Below are 12,450 nucleotides of genomic sequence, written 5' to 3'. Positions count from 1 at the left end.
GTGCGGCCCGCCAACGCTGGTCGGCGGGGGCATCGGCCGAACCGGTGGCCCGCGGGCCACACCCGACTGACCGTCAACGGCTCGCGCGCGTACGCTGGCCGCGATGAACGCCACCGATCGCACCCCCGCCGACCTGCTGGGTTCCGCGCTCGCCGCGGACCCGGCCCGCCCGCTGGTGACCTTCTACGACGACGCCACCGGCGAGCGGGTGGAACTGTCCGTCGCGACCTTCGCCAATTGGGTGGCGAAGACCGCCAACTACCTCCAGGGCGACCTGGCCGCCGAGCCCGGCGACCGGCTCGCGCTGTTGTTGCCCGCGCACTGGCAGACCGCCGTCTGGTTGGTGGCGTGCGCGTCGGTGGGCGTGGTCGCCGACGTGGGCGGTGATCCGGCCGCGGCGGACCTCGTCGTCAGCGGCCCGGACACGCTCGACGCGGCGCGGGCCTGTTCCGGGGAGCGGGTGGCGCTGGCGCTGCGCCCGTTGGGCGGCCGGTTCCCGCAGCCGCCGGCCGGGTTCGCGGACTACGCGGTGGAGGTGCCGGCCCAGGGCGACCGGTTCGCGCCGTTCGTCCCGGTGGATCCGGGCGCGCCGGCGCTGGTCGTCGACGGGGTGGAGTTGACCGGTGCCGGCATCGGTCGACGGGCGGCGGCGGACGTCGCGGACGCCGGGCTGCCGGCGGCGCCGCGGGTGCTGTCGGGGCTGGCGTACGACACCTGGCGCGGCCTGTCGTTCGGGCTGTACGCGCCGTTGGCGACCGGTGGTTCGGTGGTGCTGTGCCGCCACGCGGACCGGCTGGACGCGGCGGCGCTGGCCGCGCGGGAGGCCACCGAGAAGGTCACCTTCACCGTGCCGCGCCCGTAGGCGGGGCGGGCGGCCCGGCCCGGGGGCGCCGGCTCCCCCGTCCGGCGCAGGAGAGTCCCGCCGGACGGGCCGCGCCGGCCCCGCGGGGCCATGCTCGGTGTACGTACGCCCGGCGCGTACGGGCTCCCCGGTACGGGGTCCGGCGGTCTCCTCCCCGGCGGTGCCCGGCGGCGGGAGCGTGTCGCCGACGCCGTGAGGGAGGGACGCCCCGTGACCGAGAGCCCCGACACCCCGCCCGGCCGCCGGCGTCCTTCACGGGGCGGTGGGCGCGGGGCGCGGTTCCGGGGCTGGCCGGCGCGGCCCGTCGGGCGGTTGGCGGCCGACCGGCCCGGGCCGGTGCGCACCCCGGCGCCGCGGCACCGCCACTGGCTGCGGGCCGCCGCGCTGGTGCTGACCGTCGCGGTGTTGGCGTCGGCGGGGATGGGGTGGGCCGTCTGGACCCGGCTCAACGGCAACATCCGCGCGGACAGCGCCACCGAGCGGGAGCTGGAGAAGTACGAGTCGGAACGCCCGCCGGCGGGCCCGCCGAACGCGCAGAACATCCTGCTGATCGGCTCGGACAACCGCGGCGGCGACAACGGCGAGTACGGGGCGGACAGCGGCACCCAGCGTTCGGACACCACGATCCTGCTGCACCTGGCGGCGGACCGGAAGAGCGCCACCGCGGTCAGCGTGCCGCGCGACGTGATGGTGACGGTGCCGCACTGCAAGCGCGCGGACGGGACGGAGTCGGCGCCGCAGACGGTGCAGTTCAACTGGGCGTTCGCGTTCGGCGGTGCGGCGTGCGCGATCCGCACGGTGGAGCGGATGACCCGGATCCGGATCGACCACCACGTCATCGTGGACTTCACGGGCTTCAAGAACATGGTGGACGCGGTGCACGGGGTGCAGGTGTGTCTGGCCAGGCCCATCGAGGACGACGAGGCGCACGTGACGTTGCCGGCCGGTCGGCAGACGTTGGGCGGCGAGGCGGCGCTCGGTTTCGTGCGGGCCCGTAAGAGCTTGGGCGACGGCAGCGACACCCAGCGCATGGAGCGGCAGCAACAGTTCCTCGCCGCTTTGGTGAAGAAAGTGCAGAGCAATGGTGTGCTGCTCAATCCGATGCGGCTGTATCCGGTGCTGGATGCCGCGACGAGTTCCCTGACGACCGATGCCGGACTGGCTTCCCTGAGGGGGTTGTACGAATTGGTCCGCAGCATGCGCGGCATTCCCACCGCGCACGTGCAGTTCCTGACCGTGCCGCGCACCGCGTACCGCTACGACTCCAATCGCGATGAGCTGGTGCAACCCGATGCGGAACGGCTCTTCGGGCAGCTGCGCAAGGATCAATCGGTGACGGTGGTGCCGCAGCCGCCGTCCGCGGCGGCCGACGACAAGGCGATCGACAACGCGCTCGGTAAGGCGGTCGGTAAGGCACCCGGCAACGGCCGGGCCGGTCGGCCGGGGCCCGCCGCGAGTTCACCACCGGCTTTTCCCGGAACCACCGCAGAACACGGCGCCTGCGAATAAAAAGGCCGCAAAGTGCGCCGCGGCGCCTCGAAGGGAATGGGCGGATTGCCCAGTTGTAGGGAAGTGGAATGTGTCACGGGCGTCGCCCGACGCTGAACTGGGCGGATAGTGTGAGCGATCCGGTCCGCTCGACCAGCTGACCGATGACCGTTGACCGGCGACCAAGTACTGAATCATTTACTACGCGATCGACCGACCGAGCGCCTTGAGGGGATGGCGCCGCGGGGTACCGACGGAGGACTCAAGGCACCGTGGACGCGCAAGGCCGTGGGCAGGCGGGCGACGACAACGTCGACCCCGCCGATCAGTGGGTGTTCGATCCGAACACCGGCAACTACGAGTTGCGACTTGACCCGACGGGTCAGGGCCCGGCTCGGCCCGCCGACCGCAAGGCGCCCGGCAGACGTTCCGCGAGGAATCCGGGCGCGGGGGGCGGCGACACCGACACCCGTCCGCTGCCGGTGCAGCGGGGCCGGCGCACGGACGACGCCGGCGAGCCCGCGGCGGGCGGTCGGGCGGCGCGCCGGGCCGCGGAACGGGCCGGGTCAGCGGCGGCGGCTGGTGGCGCGGCGGCCGGTCGCCGCAGGCCCAAGCCGAAGAAGTCGGGCAAGCGGAAGTTCGTGTACTGGACGGCCGGTGTGGTGGGCTTCGTGCTCGTCGCCGGTTGCGGCACGGCGTTCGTCATCTACCAGCAGCTCGACGGCAACATCAAGAAGGTCGACGTCGGCGAAGAAAACTCCGCGGTCACCGACGGCCCGGTGAACCTGCTGGTCATCGGCACCGACGCGCGCACCGGCAAGGGCGACGCCGGCTACGGCGACTCGGGCAGCGTCGGCCACGCGGACACCACGATCCTGATGCACGTGTCCAAGGACCGGACCAACGCCACCGCGTTGAGCATCCCGCGCGACCTGATCACCGACATCCCGGACTGTCCGACCAAGCAGCCGGACGGTTCGACGAAGGTCATCCCCGGCCAGCAGCACGTGCGGTTCAACACCAGCCTGGGGCAGGAGGGTCGGGACCCGGGGTGCACCTGGCGGGCCGTCGAGAAGCTCACCGGCGTGAAGGTCAACCACTTCATGATGGCCGACTTCAACGCCGTCAAGGACCTGTCCAACGCGGTGGACGGCGTCGAGGTGTGCGCGGGCAAGGACATCGACGACCCCAAGTCGCACCTGAAGCTGACGGCCGGTCGGCACGTCGTCAAGGGCGAGCAGGCGCTGGCGTTCGTGCGGACCCGGCACGCGGTGGGCACCGGCAGCGACCTGAGTCGGATTCAGCTCCAGCAGCAGTTCGTCGGATCGCTGATCCGCAAGCTGAAGTCCAGCGCGTTCAGCAGCCCGAGCAAGCTGCTCGACGTGGCGCAGGCCGCGACCAAGGCGCTGACCGTGGACACCGGAATCGGCAGCGCCTCGAAGCTGATGGACTTCGGCAACGACCTGAAGAAGGTCGACCTCAACAAGATCACCTTCGCCACCGTCCCGGTGCTGGACAACCCCCAGGACAAGGCCACCGTGATACTGGACCAGGCCAAGGCCGACCCGCTGTTCAAGATGGTGCAGCAGGACCACACGCTCTCCAAGGCCGCCAAGGACAAGGGCGGCAAGACGTCCGCGCCGGTCAAGAAGGCCCCGCCGGAGCTGGTCCGGGTCGACGTCACCAACGGGGGCGGGCCGTTCGGCGCGGCCCAGGAGACCGTCGACTGGCTGCAGAACAACAAGGGCGCGCGGCTCTCGACCAACGCCGGCAACGCCCCGGAGAAGCTGTCCGCGACGCGCCTGGAGTACGCGCCCAACCAGGCCGACCAGGCCGCCACGCTGGCGGAATGGATGGGGTTGCCCAAGAGCGCGTTGAAGCAGGCGACCGCGGACGCCGGTGCGCGGGTCCCGATGAAGCTGGTGCTCGGCAAGGACTTCACCGCCCCGGGTTCACCGATCGAGGCTCCGACCGAAACCCCGGAGGGGGTTCAGCACGTCAATGCAGATGACAAGAACATCTGCGCGAAGTAATCCGGCGGGCCCCGGCACGGGCGCCCCGTAGCGGGCGCGGCGTCCGCCGCGGCCGACGGAGCCGGAGCTCGCGCCGGGCGCTGCGGCGGCACCGGCCCTCGGGCCGGGCCGTCGCGCGCACCGGAACGGACGACGGGGAGTGGGCCGAATGCCGCAGAGCGGTGTGCGCGGTGAGGGGCAGCGTCGGGGGCGGCGGGAAGCGGAGTCGGAGGCGGAGCCCGAGCCGAAGCGGCTCGGCTGGACGGCTCCGGACGGCTTCGAGGACAAGGGACTGCCCCCGGACGCGCCGGGCTGGGCCCCCGAGGGAGGTGCCGGCGGCCCGGCTCCCGACGGGGACGGCGGTCCGCCCGGGGACGAGCCGGCCGCGCACCGCGCGGGACGGGGGCCGCGCCGCCGCAGGGGCCGCCGGGTGCTGCGCTGGACCGCGTTGGGCCTGGGCGTGCTGCTGGTGGCCGGGGCGACCGGCGGCTACCTCTACTACCAGCACCTGAACTCCAACCTCCGCAAGGAGGCGTTGGACCTCGGGCCGGGCGGACTGGCGAAGCCGGAGCCCAACGCGTTCGGGCAGACGCCGCTGAACATCCTGCTGGTGGGTTCGGACGGCCGGAACAGCGAGAAGAACATCGAGCTGGGCGGGGCCCGCCAGGACGCGGACCGCAAACCGCTGGCGGACGTGCAGATGCTGCTGCACGTCAGCGCCGACCGCAGCAACATGTCGGTGCTCTCCATACCGCGGGACACCCGGGTGGACATCCCGCAGTGCACCGACCCCAAGGACGGCCACGTCTACCCGCGGACCACCGCCGCCATCAACGAGTCGCTCCAGCACGGCGGTCCGGGCTGCACCGTCGCCACCTGGAAGGAGCTGACCGGCGTCTACATCGACCACTTCATGATGGTCGACTTCGCCGGGGTGGTGGACATGGCCGACGCGGTCGGCGGGGTGCCGGTCTGCGTCGACCGCAACGTCTACTCGCACGACCGCAGGGGCCACGGCAGCGGGCTGAAGCTGACCAAGGGCACCCACTCCGTCCAGGGCGTCCAGGCGCTCCAGTGGCTGCGCACCCGTTACGGCTTCGAGGACAACACCGACATCGGCCGGGCCAAGGCCCAGCACATGTACATGAACTCGATGATCCGGCAGCTCAAGCAGGGCACCAAGCTCACCGATCCGGTGCAGCTGCGGGACCTCGCGGAGGCCGCGACCAGCGCGCTCACCGTCGACGACGGGCTGGGCTCGGTCAAGAAGCTCTACGACCTGGGCGGCGACCTCCAGCGGGTGCCGACCCAGCGCATCACGATGGCCACCATGCCGTGGCAGTACGGTCCCGGCGAGGAGTACGTGCTCCCCAAGCCCGGTGAGGCCCAGGCGACCTTCGCGATGCTGCGCAACGACGTCGCGCTGGACGGCAAGGGTGGCAAGGGCGGCAAGGACGGAGCCGGCACCGGCACCAAGAAGACGCCGGAGCCCGGAGCGTCGACGCCCAAGGCGAAGCTGGAGGTCGTCGTGCAGAACGGCACCGAGGGTGCGCGCGGCCCGGCGGGCGGTCGCGCCAACGAGCTGCACGACCGGCTGCTCGCGCTCGGCTACACCGGTGCGCGCACCGACTCCCGGCTCACCAGCCGGGCCGACACCGCCCTGGTCTACCGGGACGCCGCCCAGCGCGGCGACGCCCTGGCGCTCGCCAAGGCCCTGGGGCTGCCGAGCGGTGCGGTGCGGGAGTCGTCCGCGGTCGGCACGATGCGGCTGGTGGTCGGGAACGACTGGCGAACCGGCACGGCCTACCCGGCGGCGGCCGGCGGGGACGGCGGGTCGGCGCACCAGGCCCCCAAGAGCGCGGACCCGCTGAACGCGGAGAAGGACTCCTCGGCCTGCATGAAGGTCAATCCGCAGTACTCGTTCTGACGCGCCGACGCGCCGTGCCGGTGCGCGCCCCGCAAGGCGCGCACCGGGGCGGCTACTCCGCGGCCGGGGCCGGCACCACCGCGGGCCGCCGGCTGGCGATGACCTTCTGTGCGAGCGCGCGCGGGCTGGTGAGGAAGCCGGTGCCCCACGACAGGTGCATGGTCGCCAGGGCGAGCGGGATCTGGGCGCGGGCCTTCAACGACAGGCCCTTGCCGGCCGGCAGCGAACCCGCGGTGATCGCGGCCAGGTAGCCGGCCGGGACGACGAGGCCCCAGGGCGTGACGGCCACACCGACGACCAGGCCCGCCGCGATGGCGCAGACCGCGGTCGGCGGGGCGAGGTAGCGCAGGTTGATCGATCCGGAGTGGTAGCGGGCGACGACGTGCCGCCACTTGCCGTAGTCCTTGTACTGCTTGGCCAGCGCCTTGATGCTGGGCCGCGGCCGGTACTGGACCCGCAGCTCCGGCGAGAACCAGACCTGCCCGCCGGCCTCGCGGATGCGGAAGTTCAGCTCCCAGTCCTGGGCGCGGATGAACTCCTCGTTGTAGCCGCCTTGCTGCTCCAGCACCTCGCGCCGGAAGACGCCGAGGTAGACCGTTTCGGCGGGGCCGGCCGCGCCACCGGTGTGGAAGGCGGCGTTGCCGACGCCGATCTTGGAGGTCATGGCGGCGGCCACCGCCTCCTCCCAGGCGTTCTCGCCCTCGGCGTGCATGATGCCGCCGACGTTGGCCGCGCCGGTCTCCTCCAGGAGGCGCACGGCGGTGGCGATGTAGTTCGGCGAGAGCATGCCGTGGCCGTCGACGCGGACGACGACGGGGTGCCGGGACGCCTTGATCGCGGCGTTCAGGGCGGCCGGGGTGCGGCCCGTGGGGTTGGCGACGGTGTGCACACGGGGGTCCTCGCGGACCAGTCCCGCGGCGATCTCGTCGGTGCGGTCCGTGGAGGGGCCGAGGGCGATCACCACCTCCATCTCGCCGGCGTACTCCTGCGCCAGGATGTGCCGGACCGCGTTGCGCAGGTGACGTTCCTCGTTGAGCACCGGCATGATCACGGAGACGGCCGGGAGCTGCTGCTGGGGCATGGTTCCTCGGGGGTACGGCCCGCGGCGAGCCGCCATCGGGGCGGCAGCGCCCGCCGGGAGACTGCGGTATTCCGCCTCACGGTACCGCGAACGGGCGACCCCTTCGGACGGCAACCGGGTGGCCGGACGACGACCGCCCGGTGTGTGGCGTTTTGATGCAGATCGTACGGGTTTATGGTGACCCGGTCCGTTCCGTGACGGGGTCCGCACCGCACCCGTCCGCGCACCGGCCGGACCCGCCCGCGCGGCCCCGCCGCCCCTGTCCCCGTCCACCGCGGAGGTGGCCCGTGACCGTGCCGTCCCCCTCCTCCCGCACCGTCCCGGGCCGACGCCCCCGACGGTCCCGTCGCCGCCTGCGATGCCGGCCGCGGCAGGCCCGCTGGGGGGTGCGGATCAGTGCCGCGGCGACCGCCCTGCTGCTGTCCGCGAGCGGAGTGGGGCACGCCATGGTCACCGGCGTGGAGACCGGGATCAGCCGGGTGGACGCCTTCCAGGGCATCAGCGACCGGCCCGGCGGCGGCGCCGGCCTGACCTTCCTGGTCGTCGGCACCGACGGCCGGGACAAGCTGACCGACGGCGAGAAGCAGAAGTACCACCTGGGCGGTGACCCCTGTCACTGCACCGACACCCTGATGCTGGTGCACCTGTCCGCCGACCGCAGCCGCGCCAGCGTCGTCAGCCTGCCCCGCGACTCGTACGCCGAGGTGCCCGCGCACCAGGACGCCGACGGCCGGCGCCACCCGCGGCACGCGCTCAAGCTGAACGCCGCCTACGCCGAGGGCGGCCCCAACCTGACCGTGCGCACCGTCGAGCACATGACGGGGGTGCACATCGACCACTACCTGGAGGTCGACTTCACCAGCTTCATGCGGACCGTGGACGCGGTCGGCGGGGTGGAGGTGTGCACGGTGCGGCCGCTGCGGGACCGCTACTCGGGGCTGGACCTGCCGGCCGGCACCTCGCGGCTCAACGGCGGCCGGGCGCTCCAATACGTCCGCTCGCGCCACGTGGACGCCTCCGCCGACCTGGGGCGGATGCAGCGCCAGCAGCGGTTCCTGGCCGCGTTGCTGGACCGGATCACCTCGTCCGGGGTGCTGATGAACCCGGTCCGCTTCAAGGAGGTGGCGGACGCCATGCTCCGCTCGGTGCGGGCCGACGACGGCTTCGGGGCGGGCGACCTGGCCGACCTGGCGCAGGCGATGCGCGGCTTCGGCCCGGCCTCCTCGGAGTTCGCCTCGGTGCCGCTGCGCGGCGAGGCCGAGAACGTGCCGGGACTGGGCTCGACGGTCCGCTGGGACCCGGTCCGGGCGCCGCAGCTGTTCCGGGCGCTGCGCGAGGACCGTCCGTTCGCGGCCCGCCCGGACCCGAAGGCGCCGGCCGCGCCGGTCGTGGACGTCCCGCCCGGGCAGGTCCGGGTGCAGGTCGAGAACGGCACCGGGCGGCCCGGGCTGGCCGCCCAGGTCACCCGGCAGCTGCACGACACCGGCTTCACCACCGAGGTGCCCGGCGACGGGGCGCACGGCGCCGCGACCGAGACGGTGCTCTCCTACGACCCCCACTGGGACCGCTCGGCGCGCTCGCTGGCCGCGGCGCTGCCCGGCGCCCGGCTGCGGCCGACGGCCGGGCAGGGGCCGGTGATGCGGCTCACCGTGGGGACGGGCTTCCGGGCGGTGCGGCCGGTGCGGGCCGAGGAGCCGACGCCGGCCCCCGGGTCCCTGGCGGCGATCACCGGTGACCAAGCGGTGTGCCGATGACCGTTCCCGCGCCCCGACGGACCGCGCCGGGGCCGCCGCCGCCCGGGCCGGGCCGGCGGCACCGCGCGGGCCGGACCGCGGCCGCCGTCGGCGTGCTCGCGCTCCTCGCGGCCACCGCGGCGGCGGCCCCGGCGGCCCCGGACGCGCCGACCGGCTGCGGCGTCCTGGTCCGCGGCCGGCTGTGCCTGCGCGGGCCGGTCGGCGCCCCGGGCCGCTACACCGCCGTCTACCGGCGCGACGAGCCGATGCCCGGCGAGCTCACCGTCCGGCTCGGCTACCAGCGCAAGAACTCCCGGATCACCGCGTTCCCCGGCTGGTTCGGCACCGGACGGACCCAGGGCGGCACGCTCCGGCTGAGCGGACGGGTGGAGATGCTGCCGGACGAGTGCATCCGGGGCGTCATGGAACACACCGCGACGCTCTTCGTCACCAAGTGGAGCTGCGGCTGACTCCGGGCCGGCGGCGTCCGGGGTCCGGAAAGGTGGGTGCGGAGCATGTGGCAGGTCGTCCTGGCCATCACGCCGACGACGGTGGTCCTCTTCCTGCTCGGGGCGCTGGCGCTGGCCCTGGGCCTGGCGCTGTGGGCGCTGCGGGCCCCGCACCGGCGGGCCCCGCGCAGCACCGCGCGGGTGCTGCTGGCGGCCTGGCTGCTGGTGACGCTGGTGGTCACCCTCGCCCCCACCCAGCCGATCGGCTCCGGGGACGCCACGATCTGGTGGCGCCCCGGGGAGGGACTGCTCGAACTGGGCGCCCAGCTGGAGCCGGGCCAGGTGGCGCTGCTGGTGCGGCGCCAGATCGCCGGCACCGCGCTCTTCGTCCCGTTGCCGCTGCTGCTGCGGTGGGCCGCGCCCCGGTGGTCGGCGGCCGGCGCGTTCCTGCTGGGGGTGGGGCTGAGCGTCGCCATCGAGGTGGCGCAGCTGCTGATGCGGGCGGGCCGGGTCGCCGACATCGACGACGTGCTGTGCGCGGCGGCCGGGACGGTCCTCGGGGCGGCACTGGCGCTGCTGGCGAAGGCCGCCGCGGCGGTGCTGCACCACCGGACGCTGCCCGACCAGGCGGCCCCTGCCGCGGCGCCCGCGCCCGAGGAGGCGTGAGCGCCGCCGCCCGGCCGACCGGCGCGGTCAGGCGTCGTCGAGGCCCTCGGCGGCGCGCCGCTCGCGCAGTTCCTTGATGGCGCGGCGGCGGGCCAGCCGGTGCGTCCGGCGGATCTGGGCCTCCTGGTAGCGCCGCCGGTCGCGTTCGGTCTCGGGGACCACCGGCGGCACCGTGCGGGGCTTGCCGTGCTCGTCGACGGCGGCGAAGACGAGGTAGGCCGAGCCGACCTGCTGGGCGGGGGTGGACTCGTTCCAGCGCTCGGCCAGCACCCGGACGCCGACCTCCATGGAGGACCGGCCGGTCCAGTTGACCTGCGCCTTGACGTGGACGAGGTCGCCGACCCGGACCGGCTCCAGGAAGGCCATCTCGTCCATGGACGCGGTCACCGCGGGGCCGCCGGAGTGCCGGCCCGCGACCGCGCCCGCGGCGTCGTCGACCAGTTTCATGATCACGCCGCCGTGCACCGTGCCGAGGAGGTTGGTGTCGGCCGCGGTCATGATGTGCGACAGCGTGGTGCGGGAGACGGAGGTGGGCTTGCCCGCAGGGGCGTCCTCCGGACTGTTGGTGGCGAGGTCGGTCATGCAGAACAGCGTAAGCGGGTGCCGTACGGGACCGTACGGCGCGGGCCGGGGAACGCCCCGGGGCCGGCGTGACGCAGCTCTCGGCGGGGGCGTGAGATGGCTCTCCTCCCCGACGCCGGGAACCATCCGGAATGGCTGCTTCCGATGGCCGCGCCGGAATCGTCGGGCCCTTCGGGGTATGGCCCGTTAGGGCTGCGTCGCTTTGCATCAGCTCTGCAACAGCCGAGGACCGATCCGGTACCCGCCCTATGGAGCGGACCCCCGCGGCGTGCACACTTCCCTCTATGAATGAGTGGCCCCAAGGACGGTCCGGCGACCAGAGCGGCAACCGGTACGGGCGCGGCAGCGGCGCCGAGCCGGAGGGCGCGCGCGCCATGCCGCACGTACGGCGCGACGCAGGCCCCGGCTACCAGCGCAACGAGCCCCCGCTGCCGCCCTCGCTCTCGCCGCGCGGCGGCAGCGTGCCGCCGCAGCAGTCCCGGAGCCACGACGACGGCTACAACACCGGCCAGGTCTACGGCGGGGGCGGCGGCCGGGGCCGCGGCGGCGATGACGGCTACGGCGGCGGCGACGGCTACGACGCCCGCCCGCGCCCGCGGTGGGGCCGCCGCATCAAGTGGGCCCTGATCATCCTGGTCGTGGTGGTGCTGGCCGCCTCCATCGGCACCTACTTCTGGGCGGACGGCAAGCTGCGCCGCGAGGTCGACCTGAGCAAGGTCATCGACCGCCCCGCGACCGGCGACGGCACCAACTACCTCATCGTCGGCACGGACAGCCGCGAGGGCATGACCGACGAGATGAAGAAGCAGCTGCACACCGGCGGCCCCACCGACGGCGGGCGCACCGACTCGATGCTGATCCTGCACGACGGCAGCAACGGCCCGACGCTGATATCCCTGCCCCGCGACTCCAACGTCGAGATCCCCTCGTACGTCGGCTCGACCTCCGGCAAGAAGTACCCGGCGTCCGGGCGGCACACCAAGCTGAACGCCACCTACGCCGAGGACGGCCCCGACCTGCTGGTCCGCACCGTCGAGTACAACACCCACCTGCACATCGACCACTACGTCGAGATCGGGTTCGCCGGCTTCGCCAACATCGTCGACGCGCTCGGCGGCGTGGAGATGAACATCCCCCAGGCGTTCAAGGACAAGGACTCCGGCGCCGACTTCAAGGCCGGCACCCAGACCCTCACCGGCGCGCAGGCGCTCGCCTTCGTCCGGACCCGGCACGCCTTCGCCTCCCAGGACCTCCAGCGCACCAAGAACCAGCAGAAGTTCCTGGCCGCCGTCGCCAAGCAGGCCGCCACCCCGGGCACCATCCTCAACCCCTTCAAGCTCTACCCGACGCTGGGCGCCGGCCTGGACACGCTGAAGGTGGACAAGGACATGAGCCTGTGGGACCTGGGCCAGATGTTCTTCGCGATGAAGGACGTCAGCAGCGGCAACGGCAAGTCGATGAACATGCCGATCTCCGGCACCGTCGGCGGCAACCTGGTCTGGGACCAGGCCAAGCTCAAGCAGCTCGTCCAGCAGCTCAACAACGACGAGCCGGTCACCGTCTCCGGCGGCAACAGCTGACCGGACCAGCCGCCTACGGGACGGGGCCCCGACCGCATCTGCGGTCGGGGCCCCGTCCCGTAGGGCGAAC

General features: G+C 73.5%; 10 protein-coding genes. 8 read left to right on the top strand and 2 right to left on the bottom strand.

The features are described from left to right. Positions 1-103 precede the first annotated feature (103 nt). From ABD385_RS28385 to ABD385_RS28370, 4 genes are all read left to right on the top strand, one after another. Positions 104-862, top strand: coding sequence for a TIGR03089 family protein (locus ABD385_RS28385; RefSeq protein WP_344581414.1), 759 nt, complete (start codon positions 104-106; stop codon positions 860-862). A gap of 210 nt (positions 863-1,072) precedes the next feature. Continuing rightward, positions 1,073-2,371 carry an LCP family protein gene (locus ABD385_RS28380; RefSeq protein WP_344581411.1) on the top strand — a complete coding sequence of 433 codons (1,299 nt, stop codon included), beginning with the start codon at positions 1,073-1,075 and terminating at the stop codon, positions 2,369-2,371. A 251-nt stretch (positions 2,372-2,622) separates the two neighbouring features. Then, positions 2,623-4,383 carry an LCP family protein gene (locus tag ABD385_RS28375; protein ID WP_344581409.1) on the top strand — a complete coding sequence of 587 codons (1,761 nt, stop codon included), beginning with the start codon at positions 2,623-2,625 and terminating at the stop codon, positions 4,381-4,383. A 148-nt stretch (positions 4,384-4,531) separates the two neighbouring features. Further along, a complete protein-coding gene (locus ABD385_RS28370) occupies positions 4,532-6,289 on the top strand; it encodes an LCP family protein (RefSeq protein WP_344581406.1) in 1,758 nt (585 codons plus the stop codon). A gap of 52 nt (positions 6,290-6,341) precedes the next feature. On the opposite strand, the gene ABD385_RS28365 is transcribed toward ABD385_RS28370, so the two are convergent. Further along, complete coding sequence (locus ABD385_RS28365; protein WP_344581405.1) at positions 6,342-7,370, bottom strand: glycosyltransferase family 2 protein; 1,029 nt, start codon at positions 7,368-7,370, stop codon at positions 6,342-6,344. Between the two features lie 293 nt (positions 7,371-7,663). Here ABD385_RS28365 and ABD385_RS28360 point away from each other — a divergent pair, with 293 nt between their 5' ends. Genes ABD385_RS28360 through ABD385_RS28350 form a run of 3 tightly spaced genes read left to right on the top strand, consistent with a single transcriptional unit; the run spans position 7,664 to position 10,218 of the window. Continuing rightward, positions 7,664-9,124, top strand: coding sequence for an LCP family protein (locus ABD385_RS28360; RefSeq protein WP_486388772.1), 1,461 nt, complete (start codon positions 7,664-7,666; stop codon positions 9,122-9,124). Next, positions 9,121-9,573, top strand: a complete 453-nt coding sequence (locus ABD385_RS28355) for a hypothetical protein (RefSeq protein WP_344581403.1) — start codon at positions 9,121-9,123, stop codon at positions 9,571-9,573. The genes ABD385_RS28360 and ABD385_RS28355 overlap by 4 nt, the downstream gene beginning before the upstream one ends. A gap of 45 nt (positions 9,574-9,618) precedes the next feature. Next, positions 9,619-10,218 (top strand): VanZ family protein, encoded by a 600-nt coding sequence (locus ABD385_RS28350; protein WP_344581401.1) that lies wholly within the window; start codon positions 9,619-9,621, stop codon positions 10,216-10,218. Between the two features lie 27 nt (positions 10,219-10,245). Here the strand turns inward: ABD385_RS28350 and ABD385_RS28345 are convergent, their stop codons facing one another. After that, complete coding sequence (locus tag ABD385_RS28345; protein ID WP_275464403.1) at positions 10,246-10,800, bottom strand: acyl-CoA thioesterase; 555 nt, start codon at positions 10,798-10,800, stop codon at positions 10,246-10,248. Between the two features lie 284 nt (positions 10,801-11,084). Between ABD385_RS28345 and ABD385_RS28340 the strand changes: the two genes are divergently transcribed. Beyond that, a complete protein-coding gene (locus ABD385_RS28340) occupies positions 11,085-12,380 on the top strand; it encodes an LCP family protein (RefSeq protein WP_344581399.1) in 1,296 nt (431 codons plus the stop codon). Positions 12,381-12,450 lie beyond the last annotated feature (70 nt).

The organism is Streptomyces lunalinharesii (assembly GCF_039532155.1).
GTDB classification, from domain to species: Bacteria; Actinomycetota; Actinomycetes; order Streptomycetales; family Streptomycetaceae; genus Streptomyces; species Streptomyces lunalinharesii.
This window is presented reverse-complemented; position numbering and strand designations above follow the sequence as displayed.